We start from the raw sequence: 17829 nt of genomic DNA, 5'->3' as shown, positions 1-17829 counted from the left end.
CTGCATTTCTTAACGTTTATACACTATGCGTAATTGCAAAGCTGTTTCCCGAATATGAGGGTACTACCGGCCTGGGCAGATCAATATCCAGAGCTTCTCTCAAGACCTCTTCGATGGTCTCTACAGGCACGAACTGAAGTTCGTTTCTGGCATCTTCAGGTACATCCTCAAGGTCCCTCTCGTTCTCTTTTGGCAGGATTATCTTCTTTATGCCTGCCCTGTGAGCTGCCAGAACTTTTTCTTTTATGCCTCCAACGGGCAGTACTGCACCGCTCAACGTTATTTCCCCTGTCATGGCAAGCTTGGGGTCAACCGCTTTGCCGGTTATGAGGGATGTGAGGGCGGTAAAGAGGGTTACGCCTGCTGACGGGCCGTCTTTCGGGGTTGCACCTGAAGGTACATGGATGTGGATATCGCTTGAAGTAAAGTCAAAGCTGTTTGCAGTGTTTGCAAGCCTTGACCTGACAAGACTCAAAGATATCTTTGCAGATTCTTTCATCACATCTCCAAGCTGACCTGTAAGCGTGAGTTTTCCACTGCCTGGCATAAACGTGCCTTCTATGAAGAGGATATCTCCTCCCACTGGCGTCCATGCAAGCCCTGTAACAACGCCTGGGACATTCTCTTTTCTGGCTTCTTCCTGCCGGATTATTTCTTTTCCGAGAATTTCTTTGAGCATATCAGCCCTGACCACGTAAGGAAGGTCGGCCTTGCCTGACACGATCTTTTCGGACACAAACCTTGCAATCTTAGCAAGCTGCTTTTTAAGCCCACGGACACCAGCTTCGCGGGTATACTTCTCGATGATTACTTGCAGGGCTTCATCTTCAATTTTAAGTTTCTCCGCATCAAGGCCGTGGTCTTCCAGTATGCAGGGCACCAGGTGGTCTTTTGCAATTGCAAGTTTCTCATTCTTTGTGTAACCTGAGATCTCAATGGTCTCCATTCTGTCAAGAAGAGGCCAGGGGATACTTGTCAGGGAGTTAGCTGTAGCTATGAACAGGACATCGGACAGGTCATATGGGATTTCCAGATAGTGGTCTGAGAACGTGCTGTTTTGTTCAGGGTCAAGGACTTCCAGGAGAGCACTTGCCGGGTCTCCCGAGTAGGAAGTTGAAAGCTTATCGACCTCATCAAGAATAAACACAGGATTTTTCGTGCCTGCTTTTCTCATGCCCTGAATAATTCTTCCGGGCAGGGCGCCGATATATGTCCGCCTGTGTCCCCGGATTTCGGCTTCGTCCTTGACGCCTCCGAGGCTGGCCCTGATATATTTTCTGCCCAGAGCATCAGCAATGCTTTTCCCAAGGCTTGTTTTTCCGGTTCCGGGCGGCCCTATCAGAAGAAGAATTGAGCCCTGCTTCTCATGTTTTAATTTCATGACTGCCAGGTGCTGGATTATTCTCTCTTTGACCTTTTCCAGTCCATTGTGGTTGCTCTCAAGCACCCGACGGGCTTCGGCAATATCGATGCTCTTTTTCTCCTCGGTTACCCAGGGAAGGTCGATCAGGAGGTCAAGATAATTCCTTATAACAGGGGCTTCAGGATTGTGACTGCCTCCGGTTTCTAGTTTCTTTAATTCGGAAAATGCCTTCTTTTTTACATCATCAGGCATGGTTGAGTTTTCAATTTTCTCCCTGTATGCAGCATCGCCTGAAAGCGAGTCATCCCCTTCGTTTAGCTCTTCCTGAATCACTTTCAGTTGCTCGCGGAGCATTGCCTCTCGATTTGACTTGCTTATTTTGTCAGTGACTTTTCTTGCCATTTCGATCTGTAGATTGATATTTTCTTTATGCTTTGTCAGGATATGAAGGAACACAAGATGCCTCTCACGAACCGAGGCAAGCTCCAGGAGGTTCTGCTTTTCGGCAAGTTTTACGGGTATATACGGCATGACAAAGCCTATTATCTGGTCAATGGAGTCCATCTTATCTATTGACCGGGTAAACTGCTCGGAGCCCTGGAACCTGTTGCTGATCTCGTGAATTGTCTTTTTTATATTTGCCATTGCCTCGGTCTCAGCATCCTCATTGAAATCCGGCAGATCATGGACAGGCCTGTAAGTTGTGTAGAACAGCCCATTTTTCCTATACAGAGAAATAGCCTCTACCCTTTCTAGAGCCCTTGCAACAACGAGATATCCATTATCGGCAGGCTGGACATATTTAATGTAAAGGAGATTTCCAGTTCTATACAGTTTATCCTCTGTCAGGTCGGAAGGTTTTGTGCCGCTTTGTACTGTCAGCCCGATGGCATATACAGATTCAGCGTTTTTCATGTCATTCAGGAGGGTTTCTCCTGTGACTTTGTCAGCAAGGAATTTGGCCCGGCTTTTCGGGTAGACAACTACCTCAAAGAGCGGCATTACGATGCTTTCTCTGTTTTCATCGGGTTGTTCTGGATACATTGTCAATCGTCTCATTTTTTTGAATTTGTTCTTCTGTCTACCAGGTCAGTCCAATTATTTAGTTTGAATTAACCTAACTTTTTCGCTGGACAAAAAAAATTACCACACCTTTTCAAGGAGGTCGATAAGCGTGTCAATTTCTTTCTCGTCCAGAGATCCTGCCATTTTTTCAATGACCTTCAACAATGCGTTTTCTTCGGCACGAGCTATTCTCCGTCCTTTTTCAGTCAGGCGAATGTAGAATATTCTCCCGTCTTCCGAGGACTTTTCTTTGTACACGCAGTCCATTTTTACGAATTTGTTTACCATCTCTGTGATGGTCGGCTTTGAGTTTCGGGTGATCTTAGCAAGCCTGCTAAAAGTCACGTCCCCATGTTCATCGATAATCTTCAGATATCCGATCTGTTTTATAGTGATATCCGATAACCCGCATTGAGAGAGGATCTCACAGGAGCATTCGCTTTTGATTTTGATCAGATTTTCAAAGACTAATAACAAATGCTCTTTTTTCTCTGTCATGCTGAATCTGGATAGTTAGTTAGGTATTGACTAATTATATAGTTTTTGGCTGGGCAACCTCCGGTCAGGGATTGGAAGGTTAACGTATGTTTGTCCATGCTCCAATAAGGACATGAGAGGTAATTTTTTAAAATCAAACAAATTTGCGAATATTCCACTAATTATTTAGTTATCCGACACCCGCGGAAAGCGGAGAAGGGTTTGTGTGACTTATCCTTCAATAGAAAAAATAATGAACCAAAAAAGCTCCTACCTCGAACCTGAGCTGTCAGGCAAAGGATTCAGGGAGGAGTAGTTCACTCAGAGAGATTAATTTAACTTTGTACCACATTCTCCGCAGAACCTGGTACCAATGGAGACCTTGTTGCCACAGTTTGGACATTTTGTAAGGGTAAGGGATGCTCCGCAGTTATTACAGAATTTTCCTTCACCTGAGGGTTTGCCGCATTCCGGACATAAAGTTTGCCTTCTCTCTATATTTCCTTTAAATACGTTTGCATTTTCAGCTTTGTCCCTCATTTCATCTACCATGCGTTCTGCTCTTATTGCAGTCAGCTCAACATTTTCCCTTGGTGCACATTCTACACAGAGATTATCCTGCTCATTCCAGTCGGCTTCACAGACATAGTGCTTGCATCTTGGGCACCTGAAGAAATGTTCTTTTGCCTCATTCTGGGCTATTTCAAAGGCATCTTCCCACTCCTTGCGCCATTCAGGAGACATTCCCTGCTTTCGGTCGTTGAGTATATCCACGCCTCTTTCCAGTGCATTTCCAACACCGTACTGGCCTACAAGGTCGGAGCCTGCAGAAAGGGCTCTTCCAACCATGCCAAACAGGCCTGTCTTCTTATATGTTTTGGATTCGATGAATCTTGTTTTATAGCCGTCTTCACAGATGTCACAGTAGAAAGTAAACTGGAAACCTGCTTCTGAACTGTTGTCTTCATAGTTCCTTGTAAAAGGTTGGAGTTGTGATGTCTTGAATCCCATATTATCACCTCAACGGTTTACCGCATTTGATACAATTCTTGCTTGCAGGGGACTGTTCGGTCCTGCATTTCGGATTAGGGCAGACAATTAAAAGAGGAGCACTGCAATTGCTGCATTTATCCCCAAGAAATGTTTCTTTTCCGCAACTTTGACATGTGATCCACAGCAAAACGCCGCAGTGTCCGCAGACTTTTGCCCCGTCCTCAAGAGGGTACCTGCATACAGGGCATCTCATAGGCCCAAGAGGGTTCTCATGCGTACAGAAAGGACAGAAATTAGAATCACGAGCGATTAATTTACCGCAGTAGTTACACGGATGTTTATAACTGGCCATCTCTTTCCCTTTGTTAACTTTTTATTTGCCTGGAAGATGCCCGACAAATATACTATCAATATTTATTGTATTGTAGTTTTTTAAATTTTCTATATTGAACTGTAAAATTCAGGGTCTCAAAAAATCAGATTTGAACCCTGATCATTTTCTCAATGAAACGGCGCAGAATCGGGTATTATCAGGAAAGTTGCAAGAAACTCAAAACTATAATTCTATATATAGGAAAAATTATTTTACAACCATGACAGACTCGATTGGCAATCTCCTCTCCACTTTGAAACAAAATATTCCTTATTTTAAAGACCACGACGTAAGTTCTGAAGTGATGCTTGGAGCATTGATGCACTTATTCCTTATCCTTTGCTTTATTGTTCTATTTTACTTATTAGTGAGAAAATTCATGTAACTTCAGAAGGAGATAGAGTCGTAAAAGTAGCTACTGGTTAGCCATCAAAAAAATTTCAGTGAAAAAATTTTCCCTTCCAAAAAACTCTCTAATTTTTGGAGACATTTTCATCGAAAAGGTCTGTTCTTCTTTACTCATTTCTTTATATTTGGCATGAAAATGCTGCCATCTGCAAGCATTTTCATTGGTTGTGCATGTTATTCGAAGAGTATCATGTACGTTTGGCATGAAAGTGCTCTCAAGTACTTTCATTTTTGGGGCATGTTCTTCGAAGAATATCATGTATGTTTTTTGATTATTTTTAGTTAAAACAATCTGTAAGATATAAGACTCTGTTAGTTATATAATCGAAAATATTTTCTCTCCTGTTCCTTTTTTTATTTCAGTCGAATACCTCACTAACTTGCTGCGGGATGCGCCAGCGCAACTTTGATTTACCCAGTTTACATAAAATTTGTTTTAAAAAATCTCAATGCGTAGGTTTTGTTGTAATGTCTGTGCATAAGGAAAAAAAATGATTTTATACAGATAATCCGCATACTTTATTAATATAAAATTATTTTCCGGCTTTAAAATATTTTATGCTAAACTGTCTTTTGTTAAGAAACAATTTTTCATATAAATAATTTAAAATAATTACGAGGATAATTGAGTAACTACTGGGAGAATTATTTATTGTAACATAAAAGAATTTGATTGATTTCAGTTAATTACTAGCAGAATCAATCTCAAATTTTGTGATCCCAGGATAATGAAATATCTAAGTTGTGTATATATTCTCAAATTTGATTCAGTTGATGTCTTATTGGTCATAAGGAGGGATGGGAAAAAACTGTCAATGTATCTGAATAAAGTTGGCAGGAGCAATCTGAACATAACATGAAATTGGGAATCATAAAAATTGGGAATCATTTGAAAGTTGATAAATTTGATCAAACTGTATAATCTATAAAAATTGTTAAAAATATAACTGATTAAGGAGTTGAATCTATGACCCATCATGAAAAAGAAAAGAAGGCAGAAACAAAGGAAGAAGAAGCAAAAGTTGAGCCGATACACCCCTCTGAACAAAGGGGAGGTAAAAAGAAAGGGCTTCTTGACACCTGCAAGTAAGCAGGTTCTCGCTAGTGGGTGAGTCTTTAATAAAATCAGAAAACAAGCACATTCCATATTTATGAAAAAACATGAAAAGAGATCAGTGTTTTGTTCTTTGATAACCCTTTTACGGTACATAAGACATATGTCTTTTAAGATCTCACCCATAGCAAACTTAATTTTTTGTCATTAAAGTTTTCAGAGAATTGGCTTTGAATTTTTGGATTGTTCTCTAAAAACTGAATAAGTCTAGCAACAGGAAAGTTTAATTAAATTGCTTTGAGATAATAACTTAACGGAACAGGAGTGAAAGGTTTATGGGTGTATCTGCTAAAGGGGAAAGATATCTTTGTGAGATATGCGGTAACGAAGTTGTAGTAGAAGAAGTAGGTGGAGGAACTCTTGTTTGTTGTGGCCAGGAAATGACTCTTGTTGAGGAATAAAATCATCCGCATAACTTAATTAATTATACTTTCATGCATTTAGGAATGATTCAAATATAATATCAAAGGTTTTTGTTGCCAAAAATGATTATTTAGGGAAACGGAACTGCAGATCAATTCCCAAGCTGAAAATTTGAAGTTATATTTTTACCATTCCTTAACCAAATTTTCGGATAAATAAACAACTTTTTCTTACCTGGAGGAAAGCTTATGAAATGCTATGAATGCGCTAAAGAAGGTAAAGACACGGACGCCGTTGGGATTTGTATTGCGTGTGGTAGAGGGGTTTGCAAAGAGCATCTTATCCGCGAGGAAACTCCTGTATGGGAAGGAAGTTATCCAATTGAACTGAAGCCTGACATTGAACACATTAAAAGAATTATGTGCTATTCTTGCCATGAAGCCCTGAAGGAAAACTGTCTATTTAATGAAGTTTGTTGATAATGGAGTTTGTTGAGGTGATAAAAAATGCTGAAATGTTATGATTGCTCTGAAGAAAATAAAGTAAGTGAGGCAGTAGGAGTTTGCATTGTCTGTGGAAAAGGTCTCTGCATGGATCATATCAAAGAAGTAGAGTTACCTATGAAAGGAGGATATCCACTTCCCCATTTGACACTAAAGAAAGATCTTCCCAGAATGATGTGTCGTGAGTGCATTGACGCCACTATTGGGGACATCGGCTGCGTCTAAAAAGCTGGTTTCGAAATTTTTACAGTTCGTCATTAGACCGAAGGATTAGTTCCAATTTAATTTATTGGCATTATTTCTTTGCCCCTAATTTCTTTGCCCCTAAGTACTAATCTAGAAGGGTTGAAAATCGGTCAGAACGGGCTTAATCAAAGATTCATCTATAAATTTATAGTTGTGCAGTTCTTTATTTACCAGTCAAGTCTTAATATAAAAAGAAATGTCTGATATTTCTACATATTATTCTATAGGTAGGTGACATAATTTGGCAGACCATAAAACAGTAGAGAGTATAGAAAAGAAAATGGGATTTAAGCCCCAGATCTTAGAAACACTTGAAGAACTTGATCCTGAGTTTCTTACAAAGTACAGACGTTGTGATGGAAAATTATTATCTGACGGGGCTCTGCCTGCAAAAACAAAAATCCTTATGGCTCTTGCAGTTGTGGCATCTAAGCAGTGTGAGGCCTGTACAGTGGCGCAGATGAAAAGTGCTCTTAATCATGGAGTCACTAAAGAAGAAATCATGGAAGCCATGGAAGTTATCTTTATCACCTCAGGAGCTCCGGCTGTTGCTGCTTGCCGAGAAGCTCTGAAATTATTGAAATAAAACACTTAAAACATTTATTTAATTTATTTAGCATGAAAGTACATGAAGATATCTTCCTCATGTACTCTCTCGTCCCTCTTTTCCCATAATTGCGAATATTCCACTAATTATTTTAATCCGTTCATCAACCGAGAATATCTCAGTCTCAACAATCTTTCTCTTTTGAATTTCTCCCTTTTTATATCCTTTTTCATCTTCGTACATCTCATCCTTTGTGATAAGATGCCATATTATTGTTGCAATTTTCCTTGCCAGAGCAACGATTGCCTTAGAATGTCCAATCGACTTCTTTTTCCTGTTAAAAAACTCTTTTAAATTGCTATTTTTCGTTCTTGCTGCTGCCTGAGCAATCTGTATCAGAATCCATCTTGCTGTTTTCGATCCTCTCTTTGTGATTCTGCCGTTATAGTATTTATCTGCAGATTGATACACATTTGGAACCAGACCAAGCCATGAAGCAAGTTTATCTCCCGATAAAAAATCCCTGAAATCACCTATTTCAGCAATAAGAGTTGCCACACCAAGCTCTCCAATACCTGGAACTGACATCAAAATTTCCATTTCTCTTTTATGCTTTTGATAAGCATAATTGAAAATTTCCCTTTCCAGAACTTCAATTTCATCATCTAAATGTTTTATAAGGTTCAGGCATATCTGAAGTCTGATTGCAGCACTCTGGGAGATTTCTCTGTCCAGAATTTCTCTTATCTGAATACCTTTTTTCTTTACATTTGGAGAAAGTGATTCTATAATCTGATCAACATTCTTACCTGAAGAGATTCCAGCTAGAATTGCTCTCCCATTTTTTCCAAAAATATCAGTAAGTACATCACCCAGATGTAACATTTCGGAAGAAAGGATAGCATGAGCTTCATTTTTAATATCGGTTCTTTTCCTTACAATAGTTAGTCTGAACCTAACGTATGACCTGAATTCTCTATGCCTTTTCGGAAAAACTCTTGATGGTTGAACCATCTTATTCAATGCAAGTTGTGCAATTACTTCTGAATCTATTTTGTCCGTTTTTTTACATTTATAAACCTCTATGATTTTGATTACGTTTTGCATTTTTTCCGAGATTTCTGTAGAGCCATGAATGAGAGTATTCTTTGGGTTATGCAGATGGAATTATAATTCTGGATGAAAGTTCAGTGAAAAGTAATTCTTTTTTGGCAAGAACTATATTTTGAACGGGTTGACTTTGTTTTGGGAAATTCTTGTCAAATTAATATATTTTTTTGGGAGTTTATTTAATAAAGTTTTTTTATTTCAAATACATTTAGTAACACTCTTATAGTTTTAAGTAATAACACGTAGGCGTTATTAGTATCTTTATTCCTATTGCAGGTGATTAGGCAGGTTAATTCACAAAATAGGTGTTCTTTGATGGAGAAAAAAAAGTTATTATTTTCTATTTTCCTGATAGCCCTGATTTTAATGACAGCGGGCTGTACTAATAAGGACAGTGCTCAGGCAGGGTCATCGGCTGAAAACAGTTCTGATCAGACCGGGGCATTGGTTGAGAACCCTTCCAACGGATCAAAGTATGTGAATGTTGTTAATCTAAGTGGAGGAGATTGTGGCTATCCACAGCCATTTACGATATATCCGAGGGGTCCTGGGTCATCAAAAGTTGGAATGATCTTTGACAGTCTGTTCGAAAGGGATGAAAAAGGTATAATTCCCTGGCTGGCTGAAAGCTGGGATGTCAATTCAAATGGAACAGAATATACAGTTTATCTCCGTGACGGTGTCAACTGGAGCGATGGAGTGCCTTTTACAGCAAATGATGTTAAATTTACTTTCGATTATGAGCAGAAAAATGTACCCGTTTCAGGCGGAATTGAGTCCGATATTATAGATAATATTCAGGTCGTGAATTCCAGTACAGTAAAGTTCGTACTTGCTCAGCCTGTTTCGACATTCATTTACAAGCTCACGAGTTTTGAAATCATACCTGAACATATATACAAAGATGTCTCCGATCCCACCAGTTTCCTTGATCCAAAGGCAGTCATCGGTACTGGTCCGTACATTCTTGATGAATACAATAAAGAGCATGGAACATACCGGTTTGTAGCAAATGAGAATTTCTGGGGACCAGAGCCTGTCGTTAAAGCCGTCGAGTTTATTCCGGTCAGCGACTCATTAATAGCTTTTGAACAGGGACAAATAGATTTCACAAGTATATCGCCTGATACTCTTGACCGGTTCAAATCAGACTCTGATATAAGAATAGTCCAGCAGCCGGCTTTCTGGGGTTACCAGTTTTATTTCAATATGAAAAACTGTCCTGAGCTAAATGACAGTAGAATAAGGCGGGCCTTTGCTTACGCCATTGATCGCGATGAACTGGTGGAAAAGATCGCAAGAGGTGCAGGGAAAGCCGGTAAAATGGGCATACTCCCTGAAGACCATATCTGGTATAATCCTGACCAGCCGAAATATGACTACAACCCGGATAAAGCTCGAACATTGCTTGAAGAAGCCGGATGGACTGACACAGATGGAGATGGAATACGTGACAACAATGGGGAAAAACTGTCATATGTATTATCTCTTGCTAGTGGCGAAGTCCGTATTGGTGAACTTATAAAAGAGAGATTAAGTGAAGTGGGAATTGACATTCAGGTAAAAGCCCTTGAGAGCAAATCCCGTGATGCCAATCTAAAGAGCGGAGACTTTGAACTTGCGATAAGCGGCTTTGGCGGCTGGGGGGCAGACGCAGATTATCTCCGTACAAGGTACTGTGATACAGGTTCACAGTCAGGAAGTGTATCATCTGGAGCAGCAATATTTGGTTACCACAACGATACCCTGAATGATCTTGGCACTCGGGAATTGCAAGAATTGAACGATAGTAAACGGAAAGAAATAGTATACAATATGCAGACCTTGCTTGCTAATGATGTACCCACAATACCGCTCTATTATACTACGTCGTATGATATATGGCGTATTTCAAAATATGACGGCTGGATGACCAGGTACGATCATCATGCAAGAACACAGTGTATTCTTTCGTATTTAGAGAGGGATGGAATTGCAGCAAAAAGATAACATGGATAACCTGGTCGAATGCTGGAAAAAAGCTACAGGTAATGGGATGATCCAGGATGAGGGCAGGATGGCAGAGTTCTGGAACAAACGGTCTGGAAACTATGCCAATAACATTGAAAAAGATAACAGAAAAAAGAGGACCGATGAGATTCTCGAATTACTTGAAGAATCCGGCTTTACTCCGGAAGGTTCCAGAGTCCTGGATATCGGGTGCGGGCCCGGTACCCTCACTCTTCCTCTTTCAAAACTTGGAGCAGAGGTGACAGCACTTGATATCTCATCCGGAATGCTCGACAGACTGAAAGATGCTGTGAAAAAAGAGTCTCTTCCGGTAGATATCATTGAATGCTCCTGGTGGACCGCGGACATAGACGAGCTTGGATTCCGGAATGAATTTGACCTAGTAATTGCATCCATGACTCCTGGAGTAAAGGATATCGAAAGTTTTGACAAGATGATAGCTTGCTCAAAAAATCTCTGTTATTACAGTAATTTTTTGAGAAGAGAAGAGGACAGGGCATATCGTGATATAAGGAGTTCAATACTCGGTGAAAAATCCGAGAATAACATGAACGGTATAGTTTTTCCATTCATGTATCTTTATATCTCAGGCTACAGGCCACTGATCAGGGTTAACTATTCTAAATGGGATGAAAAAACAGACTGGCGAGAAGCTGCAGACCAGGCAATAGATTTCATCGGAAGGGGACGCGATTTTGATGACGAGACAAAAGAAAAAATAAGAGATTATTATAAAAACGCCTCTGTGGATGGAATCTACCATTCTGAGTCTGATGTATATACCGGTATGATGACCTGGGAAGTTAACGGCAGATGATTGGATAGTAAAGGGGTAAGATGATTGGATGGTAAATGACAGGAATTCGTTTATTTTTAGGTTGTTATCGACACTTTTTGTAATTCTTGTCATTAATTTTTTTCTACCAAGGATGATGCCTGGAGACCCATTCTCAACCACTTCCGCAGATGAAGTTGGGGAAGATATTATTGTAATGACAGAGGAGCAGCATCTTTATTACATAAACTATTACGGACTTGATAGGCCGTTGCCTGAACAGTTTTTAGCATATATGAAAAACCTGATGACTGGCAATCTTGGGAGGAGTATTTATTACAAAATGCCGGTCAGTGACGTAATAGTGCTCCATCTTCCTTGGACTATATTGATTGTCGTGAGTGCGACAGTAATCAGTACAATCTCCGGTGTGGTTCTTGGAACAATTTCTGCAAAGAACCGGAAGAAGGGGAGTGATCGAATTATGATGACTGGTATGATTGCCTTTGCAGAAATTCCTTCCTTTCTGCTTGGGCTGATCCTTCTTCTGATTTTTAGTGTGTATCTCAGGCTATTTCCACTTGCAGGTGCTGTTACTCCTTTTGCAAACTATAATGGTCTGGCAGAGCAGATACTGGATATATCGTACCATGCCTTTCTGCCTGTTTTGACTCTATCACTTTCACAACTGACCGGCGTATACCTGCTCACCAGAAACACACTGATTACAGTGACAACAAAGGATTATATCCGAACTGCCCGAGCCAAAGGTCTGGGCGAAAAAAAAGTTTGGATCCGGCACGCACTCCGGAATGCACTGCTCCCTGTAGTGACAAGAACAGGTTTTACGATCGGCATAATGATGGGAGGTGTTGTCCTGGTTGAGAATGTTTTTTCCTATCCAGGCATAGGGATGACACTCAGAAGTGCTGTAGTCGGCCGGGATTACCCGCTTATCCAGGGTATTCTCCTGGTAATTGCAGTTTCCATACTTCTCTGCAACCTTCTGGTTGACAAAATATACGGGAAACTTGATCCGAGGGTTGTGACATGATGAAAGATACTGCTGCCTCTGGAAATGCCGGAATACTTTCGTTTGTTCAGGCTTTGAATATTGACAGAATTAACAGAATTGTTAGCAGTATAAACAGAATTGTCAGCAGTATAGTTAAGCCATTCTCCAGGTTCAGTACTGAAGGTAAAATTGGTATCTTTGGAATTCTCTGCATCATTTTAATGGCAGTTTTTGCTCCTGTGATAACAATTTATCCTCCTCAGAAGATCACAGGGGATTCACTTGAACCTCCCGGTCCCGGACACATACTTGGGACCGATGAACTCGGTATGGATATCTGGTCACAGGTATGTTACGGTGCCAGAATGAGCCTTACAATAGGGCTTGCAGTAGCCTTTATAGCAGGTTTTGGGGGAGGAGCCATTGGAATACTGGCAGGATATATTGGAGGGTACATTGATCAGAGCCTTATGAGAGTAATTGATGTGACAATGGCTCTTCCAAGCTTTCCTCTCCTTATTGTAATATCTGCTTTTCTTGGGCCAAGTATTCTTAACGTGATTCTTATACTTGTTCTTTTCAGCTGGGCCAAACCCGCACGTATTGCGCGTTCCCAGACACTGTCGCTAAAGAAGAACAGCTATATTATTGCCGCCCGGAACTACGGCGCAAAACCATTTTACCTGCTCTGGAGGCATATATTTCCTGAAGTTCTGCCTGTCCTTTTTGTGCTTGTTATCGGCATATCCTCACACGCAATCATAGCCGAAGCAGGACTTGCCTTCCTGGGCCTCGGAGATCCTACTTCCAAGAGCTGGGGAATGATGCTTAATCATGCAACCAGTTTCCGTTCGATATATTTTACACCTTACTGGAAATGGTGGTTATTGCCTCCGTTGTTTATGCTCATTTTCCTCCTGCTCTGTCTTGCGTTCATAAGCAGGGATATGGAAAGGATACTTGATCCGAAATTAAAGATAAAAAAGGGTTCTGATCATGAGTCTGCTTAAAATCAATGATTTTAAATGCCACTATCTGACTGACATTGATACTGTTAAGGCTGTTGACGGCATTTCTTTTGAGATTGAAAAAGGAGAAATTCTGGGCATTGTCGGAGAATCCGGAAGTGGCAAGACCACTGTTGCTCTCGGGATTATAGGGCTATTACCGGAAAATACAGCTATTTCAGGGGAAATTCTTTACAGGGATGAGCTAATCTCCTCTTTGCCTGAACCTGAAATGGACAAATTCAGATGGAAGGATATTGCAATAGTTTTTCAGAACAGTCTTGAGGTGCTGAACCCTGTTATGAAAGTGGGCGTTCAGGTAAGAGAACCGATGATAAAGCACCTTGATATCAGCCCTGAGAAAGCACAGAGTAAATGTGCTGATCTGTTCAGAAAAGTTGGCCTCGATCCTGAATGGATGGATTCATATCCGCATCAATTATCCGGTGGCATGAGGCAGAGGGTTCTTCTGGCAATGGCTCTTTCATGCGACCCGAAATTACTGATTCTCGATGAAGTTACTTCTGCCCTTGACGCATTTACCCGAAAGGAAATCAGGGACCTTCTGGTCGACCTTCAAAAGAAGAACAGGTATACGATGTTAATGATCTCTCATGATATCACTTTTGTATCTTCTGTTGCGTCCAGGATTGCTGTTATGTATTCAGGAAGGGTTGTTGAAACAGGACCTGTAAGGGATATTCTCGTATCTCCCCGTCATCCTTATACAAGGGGCCTTGTCCACTCTACCCCGGATATTTTCGTTTATAAAGATTTATGGGGAATTCCCGGGGATGTTCCGACAGGAGATGAGTTTAAAGGCTGTCCTTTCAGCCCGAGATGTACACAAAAAATCGATATCTGCAGTAAAGTTTCTCCGGTTCTGAAGCCGATAGGAGATGGGAGGGAAATTGCATGCCATAGAGGGGGCATAGCAGACCTTCTGGTGGCTAAAAACCTGAGTTTCAGCTACCGCCTGCCAGATGGAAAAGATCTTCAGGCAGTTGACAACGTTAATCTGGAAGTGAGGGAAGGAGAGGTTCTTGCAATTGTCGGCCAGACCGGTTCGGGGAAGTCGACCCTCGCACATATTCTTGCAAATGTGATAAGGCCCGAGTGCGGAGAGGTATTGTTTATGGATGGGAATGTTGTCGGGGGAAACTATGGAAGCAGGTTCAACGGTATTCAGATAGTATTCCAGGACCCATTCAGTTCAACCAGCAACAGGTTTACTGTGCTTGATGCAATCAAAGAGCCTCTTTATATCAATAAGATCGGATCCAATGGAGATAGACTGAAAATGGTTAAAAGTACCCTTGAACTTGTTCGTCTTCCCAGTACTGACAATTTCCTCAGTAAATATTGCGGGGAACTCAGCGGCGGGCAGAGGCAGAGGGTTGCACTTGCAAGAGCAATGGTTATGGAGCCAAAACTTCTTATTGCCGATGAAATAACTTCGGCTCTGGATGTTTCAACCTCTGCAAATATATTGCGTCTTTTAAAGGGCCTTCAGAACAGGAGAGGGTTTGCAATGATATATATTTCACACGATCTCTCCCTGACACTAAAGATTGCTGACAGAATAGCCGTTATGAATTCCGGAAAGATTGTAGAGATGGGGAATTCCCATGATGTAATGCTCTCACCTTCTGATGAGTATACAAAAAGGCTTGTGGGGTCAAGAATAGGACTGTGTTGTCATACTCATTAAGCATCATGATCTTTTTTAAAATTAGTAAATCATCACTGTTTATTACTGTGGGAGCGCAGAGGGTCACGAATACCCCGTCCTTTACAGGCTGTCCAACAATTACTTTTGGTAATAAAATGATTCCTTCTTTTTTGATTTAAAGGTCTTATTTGCTTTATTTATATCACTTTTTATTACTACCAATAATTGTCGGACAGCCTGTTTAGGGTGGGGTGGCCTCCCGCAATTTGATTTTAAAGTCACAGGAATTTTGTAACACAGAAAACGCAGCCGGTCACAGAGTGATTCGGTCTGGATATTACAAACATGGAAAACACGGAAAACGTAGCCGGTCATAGAGTGATTCGGTCTGGATATTACAAACATGGAAAACACGGAAAACACGGAAAACATAGAAAACACGGAAAACACAGAAAACACGGAAGAAACACGCCTTTACTACTGATTTCCGTGTCTTCAGTACTTTCCGCTGCTTTCAAAAAATCCGTTTTGGACATACTTGGAATCAATGCACTAGATTTTGGTACTGAGTCGTTGAAGATTATTCTACATAAAAAGGGTTATCTGATCGCCGTACACATCTTCAGTTACTTCTCCATACAACTTCACCAGTTTCCAATCACAGAGCTTTTTGTGTACTCCCCAAAATAGTTATAAATTATTTAGGGAGCAGTAATTGTAGAACAATACTATAGCGATTCTCTCAAGAAGCCATAGTAGCCTCAATATTTTCCAGCAGGAAAGCAACAAAAGTACACCGTTTATAGGTGTACTCTTGTTGTCATTTCCTCTCACCCCGTGATTTGACTCCAGAGACAGGATTAAGTAAAACTTTAAACGTTTAAAGCTAACTTAATTAAGTCTCTGAGCATTTGGATTCAATTGGTTTTTCAGAGATCTTTGAACTCCATAATTTAATACTAATGCATTCTATATAAAACACAAAGTTTTTAGCTATATCATTAAACTATCAAATCAGATGTTTAATCTCTGATTTCGTTTTTCATTGATAACACTTAATATGATAAACTATCTGGTATTTTGGATATAAAGTTATATCCAAAAGTAAAATATGTACTATATTTTACATTTCGACCCCCCTTAAAAATTAAACAGAATTTATTTTTTATAATATTGATTACGACATCAAATGGATTTTTTGTCAAAGTTTTTTTCAATAATATCTTTCAAACTTAGTTCCGCATTTTTAGGCACATAAATGTCGTTGGAAATCGATACATGTGCTCAGACTTAGGCACATCATATGCAAGGTAAAATTTTTAAATCGTAATCTTCTGACCTCACAGAGATAAAGAAAAGAATATATGCGCCTAAAAAGGCGGAATTTAGGGTCGAAATGTAAATCTGATAGTGGTTTTGAGGAGAAATCCAAGCAAAAATCGCACTTCTTTGAAATAAAGTTTAACCATGGTTATCTTCGCTGAAATACAGAATGCTGACAAAGCCATGATTAAAAGAGGGATTCGGCAATACTTCGTACTGAATTTTCGTACTGTGTTTAGCGGCACTTCTATGTTATGTATTCTTCTTATTTTTTATTAGTAAGTTTTCAGTTTCCATGTAACATGTCTGTTCATAAGATAGTTCCAAAAAAAGACAATTACTATTCCTATGAGGTTTGAAACCAGATAATAGATACCAAAGAAATCTGTCAGGAAATACAGTACTCCTATATTAATAATAAGTCCCACAATTGAGATACACTGGAAAGAAAAGAATCTCTTAAATCTATTCTGTGTATATTTGTTGGCCTTATCCTTCAGTTTAAATGTCCAGTAGTCATTCAGGAAAAAATTACTCAGGATAGATATTTCGATTGCTACTAAACTGGATATAATATAATAAAGGCCTATGTATTCAGTAAATAAATATAAAGAACCTACGTTGACCAGTACCCCGGACAATCCGACAAAACAGAATTTTCCCAATTTTTCCCATTCATTCCAGACATGGTTATTACGAAAAACAAGAGAATACTTAGCGATATTTGAAATTTGTTTTACATAGTCAGTTATGATGCAAAAAGTGAGCTTACTCTCTCCATTCTCCCGATCTGTAAATGTAAACGGAATCTCTACAACTGAATTCCATTTTCCTTTCCCAAGGACTTCCATCAGAATTTTGTACCCTCTTGGGTGGAGTTGAGCTCCGGAGACCACTTTCTTTTTTAGGGCAAAAAATCCGCTTACAGGGTCTGTAATTTCAGGAAATAGTATTCTTCCGAGGCCAGTTGCTCCAAGAGATAAAATCCGACGTTTAAGAGGCCATTGTTTAATGCCTCCTCCTCGAGTATATCGACTTCCTATGACGATATCTGTTCCTTTTTTTATTTCTTCATAAAAAAGAGGAATTAATTCCGGAGGATGAGAAAAATCGGCATCAATTACCATAAAAGCGTTCGAATTTGCCTGCCTGAAGCCCTCAACTACAGATTGTGAAAGACCATGGTCTGTGTGCCTTACAATAATTCTCAGATTATTGTATTTCAGCATAAGCTCCTCGACAATTTTAATAGTTTTGTCGCGAGATTCGTCATCAACAATAAGAATCTCACCATGAATTTTATTTAATGAAAGGGTTGAATTCACAGCTTCGATCATCCTGGCAATATTGACCTCTTCATTAAAGGTGGGAATAATTACTGTTAGTTCATAATTAGAATACATTTTAACTCCAACTTGTGACTTAAATATAATAAGCAAAATAATAATCATGTACTTGTATGAAA

Annotated in this window: 16 protein-coding genes and 1 pseudogene; 11 read left to right on the top strand and 6 right to left on the bottom strand. The window is 39.9% G+C overall.

Annotation, left to right across the window (positions count from 1 at the left end; all coding sequences use genetic code 11):
• Positions 1 to 16: 16 nt before the first annotated feature.
• The 4 genes from lon to MSVAZ_RS08330 all read right to left on the bottom strand — a co-directional run bounded on the left by lon (position 17) and on the right by MSVAZ_RS08330 (position 4250).
• Complete coding sequence (gene lon / locus MSVAZ_RS08345) at positions 17 to 2422, bottom strand: endopeptidase La (protein ID WP_394297482.1); 2406 nt, start codon at positions 2420 to 2422, stop codon at positions 17 to 19.
• Positions 2423 to 2506: 84 nt separating this feature from the next.
• Complete coding sequence (locus tag MSVAZ_RS08340; protein WP_048120128.1) at positions 2507 to 2926, bottom strand: MarR family winged helix-turn-helix transcriptional regulator; 420 nt, start codon at positions 2924 to 2926, stop codon at positions 2507 to 2509.
• A 309-nt stretch (positions 2927 to 3235) separates the two neighbouring features.
• Complete coding sequence (locus tag MSVAZ_RS08335; protein ID WP_048120126.1) at positions 3236 to 3916, bottom strand: zinc ribbon domain-containing protein; 681 nt, start codon at positions 3914 to 3916, stop codon at positions 3236 to 3238.
• A gap of 4 nt (positions 3917 to 3920) precedes the next feature.
• Positions 3921 to 4250 (bottom strand): double zinc ribbon domain-containing protein, encoded by a 330-nt coding sequence (locus MSVAZ_RS08330; RefSeq protein WP_048120124.1) that lies wholly within the window; start codon positions 4248 to 4250, stop codon positions 3921 to 3923.
• 1396 nt (positions 4251 to 5646) lie between these two features.
• Between MSVAZ_RS08330 and MSVAZ_RS21545 the strand changes: the two genes are divergently transcribed.
• From MSVAZ_RS21545 to MSVAZ_RS08305, 5 genes are all read left to right on the top strand, one after another.
• A complete protein-coding gene (locus tag MSVAZ_RS21545; RefSeq protein ID WP_255351974.1) occupies positions 5647 to 5769 on the top strand; it encodes a hypothetical protein in 123 nt (40 codons plus the stop codon).
• 299 nt (positions 5770 to 6068) lie between these two features.
• Complete coding sequence (locus MSVAZ_RS08320; RefSeq protein ID WP_048120120.1) at positions 6069 to 6194, top strand: desulfoferrodoxin FeS4 iron-binding domain-containing protein; 126 nt, start codon at positions 6069 to 6071, stop codon at positions 6192 to 6194.
• Positions 6195 to 6404: 210 nt separating this feature from the next.
• The gene (locus MSVAZ_RS08315) at positions 6405 to 6635 is read left to right on the top strand and encodes a DUF2180 family protein (protein WP_048120119.1); all 231 of its coding nucleotides are present in this window, start codon (positions 6405 to 6407) and stop codon (positions 6633 to 6635) included.
• A 27-nt stretch (positions 6636 to 6662) separates the two neighbouring features.
• Complete coding sequence (locus tag MSVAZ_RS08310; protein ID WP_052725385.1) at positions 6663 to 6884, top strand: DUF2180 family protein; 222 nt, start codon at positions 6663 to 6665, stop codon at positions 6882 to 6884.
• Positions 6885 to 7146: 262 nt separating this feature from the next.
• On the top strand, positions 7147 to 7491 hold the full coding sequence (locus MSVAZ_RS08305) for a carboxymuconolactone decarboxylase family protein (protein WP_048120117.1): 345 nt from the start codon (positions 7147 to 7149) through the stop codon (positions 7489 to 7491).
• A 57-nt stretch (positions 7492 to 7548) separates the two neighbouring features.
• On the opposite strand, the pseudogene MSVAZ_RS08300 reads toward MSVAZ_RS08305, so the two are convergent.
• Positions 7549 to 8538, bottom strand: a pseudogene (locus tag MSVAZ_RS08300) (IS110 family transposase); the annotation flags it as partial.
• A gap of 339 nt (positions 8539 to 8877) precedes the next feature.
• On the opposite strand from MSVAZ_RS08300, the gene MSVAZ_RS08295 reads away from it, so the two are divergent.
• The 6 genes from MSVAZ_RS08295 to MSVAZ_RS08270 all read left to right on the top strand — a co-directional run bounded on the left by MSVAZ_RS08295 (position 8878) and on the right by MSVAZ_RS08270 (position 15731).
• Complete coding sequence (locus MSVAZ_RS08295) at positions 8878 to 10551, top strand: ABC transporter substrate-binding protein (protein ID WP_048120116.1); 1674 nt, start codon at positions 8878 to 8880, stop codon at positions 10549 to 10551.
• Positions 10529 to 11389: a class I SAM-dependent methyltransferase gene (locus MSVAZ_RS08290; RefSeq protein ID WP_048120114.1), complete on the top strand. Its 861-nt coding sequence runs from the start codon at positions 10529 to 10531 to the stop codon at positions 11387 to 11389. The genes MSVAZ_RS08295 and MSVAZ_RS08290 overlap by 23 nt, the downstream gene beginning before the upstream one ends.
• Positions 11390 to 11564: 175 nt before the next feature.
• Positions 11565 to 12401, top strand: a complete 837-nt coding sequence (locus tag MSVAZ_RS08285) for an ABC transporter permease (protein WP_232316258.1) — start codon at positions 11565 to 11567, stop codon at positions 12399 to 12401.
• Complete coding sequence (locus tag MSVAZ_RS08280; RefSeq protein WP_048120112.1) at positions 12398 to 13372, top strand: ABC transporter permease; 975 nt, start codon at positions 12398 to 12400, stop codon at positions 13370 to 13372. Before MSVAZ_RS08285 ends, MSVAZ_RS08280 begins: the two co-directional genes overlap by 4 nt.
• Positions 13359 to 15080, top strand: coding sequence for a dipeptide ABC transporter ATP-binding protein (locus MSVAZ_RS08275; RefSeq protein ID WP_048120110.1), 1722 nt, complete (start codon positions 13359 to 13361; stop codon positions 15078 to 15080). The genes MSVAZ_RS08280 and MSVAZ_RS08275 overlap by 14 nt, the downstream gene beginning before the upstream one ends.
• A gap of 306 nt (positions 15081 to 15386) precedes the next feature.
• A complete protein-coding gene (locus MSVAZ_RS08270; RefSeq protein WP_048120108.1) occupies positions 15387 to 15731 on the top strand; it encodes a hypothetical protein in 345 nt (114 codons plus the stop codon).
• 908 nt (positions 15732 to 16639) lie between these two features.
• On the opposite strand, the gene MSVAZ_RS08265 is transcribed toward MSVAZ_RS08270, so the two are convergent.
• The gene (locus tag MSVAZ_RS08265; protein WP_048120106.1) at positions 16640 to 17767 is read right to left on the bottom strand and encodes a glycosyltransferase; all 1128 of its coding nucleotides are present in this window, start codon (positions 17765 to 17767) and stop codon (positions 16640 to 16642) included.
• Between the last annotated feature and the right edge of the window lie 62 nt (positions 17768 to 17829).

The organism is Methanosarcina vacuolata Z-761 (genome assembly GCF_000969905.1).
GTDB lineage: Archaea > Halobacteriota > Methanosarcinia > Methanosarcinales > Methanosarcinaceae > Methanosarcina > Methanosarcina vacuolata.
This window is presented reverse-complemented; position numbering and strand designations above follow the sequence as displayed.

What these genes read in the sequence shown, in the direction of transcription:
- MSVAZ_RS08290 (WP_048120114.1), top strand. Translation starts at nt 10,529, where the DNA reads ATGGAATTGCAGCAAAAAGATAACATGGATAACCTGGTCGAATGCTGG.
- MSVAZ_RS08335 (WP_048120126.1), bottom strand. Translation starts at nt 3,916, where the DNA reads ATGGGATTCAAGACATCACAACTCCAACCTTTTACAAGGAACTATGAA.
- MSVAZ_RS08285 (WP_232316258.1), top strand. Translation starts at nt 11,565, where the DNA reads ATGACAGAGGAGCAGCATCTTTATTACATAAACTATTACGGACTTGAT.
- MSVAZ_RS08330 (WP_048120124.1), bottom strand. Translation starts at nt 4,250, where the DNA reads ATGGCCAGTTATAAACATCCGTGTAACTACTGCGGTAAATTAATCGCT.
- MSVAZ_RS08265 (WP_048120106.1), bottom strand. Translation starts at nt 17,767, where the DNA reads ATGTATTCTAATTATGAACTAACAGTAATTATTCCCACCTTTAATGAA.
- MSVAZ_RS08340 (WP_048120128.1), bottom strand. Translation starts at nt 2,926, where the DNA reads ATGACAGAGAAAAAAGAGCATTTGTTATTAGTCTTTGAAAATCTGATC.
- MSVAZ_RS08275 (WP_048120110.1), top strand. Translation starts at nt 13,359, where the DNA reads ATGAGTCTGCTTAAAATCAATGATTTTAAATGCCACTATCTGACTGAC.
- lon (WP_394297482.1), bottom strand. Translation starts at nt 2,422, where the DNA reads ATGAGACGATTGACAATGTATCCAGAACAACCCGATGAAAACAGAGAA.
- MSVAZ_RS08315 (WP_048120119.1), top strand. Translation starts at nt 6,405, where the DNA reads ATGAAATGCTATGAATGCGCTAAAGAAGGTAAAGACACGGACGCCGTT.
- MSVAZ_RS08320 (WP_048120120.1), top strand. Translation starts at nt 6,069, where the DNA reads ATGGGTGTATCTGCTAAAGGGGAAAGATATCTTTGTGAGATATGCGGT.
- MSVAZ_RS08295 (WP_048120116.1), top strand. Translation starts at nt 8,878, where the DNA reads ATGGAGAAAAAAAAGTTATTATTTTCTATTTTCCTGATAGCCCTGATT.
- MSVAZ_RS08310 (WP_052725385.1), top strand. Translation starts at nt 6,663, where the DNA reads ATGCTGAAATGTTATGATTGCTCTGAAGAAAATAAAGTAAGTGAGGCA.
- MSVAZ_RS08280 (WP_048120112.1), top strand. Translation starts at nt 12,398, where the DNA reads ATGATGAAAGATACTGCTGCCTCTGGAAATGCCGGAATACTTTCGTTT.
- MSVAZ_RS08270 (WP_048120108.1), top strand. Translation starts at nt 15,387, where the DNA reads ATGGAAAACACGGAAAACGTAGCCGGTCATAGAGTGATTCGGTCTGGA.
- MSVAZ_RS21545 (WP_255351974.1), top strand. Translation starts at nt 5,647, where the DNA reads ATGACCCATCATGAAAAAGAAAAGAAGGCAGAAACAAAGGAAGAAGAA.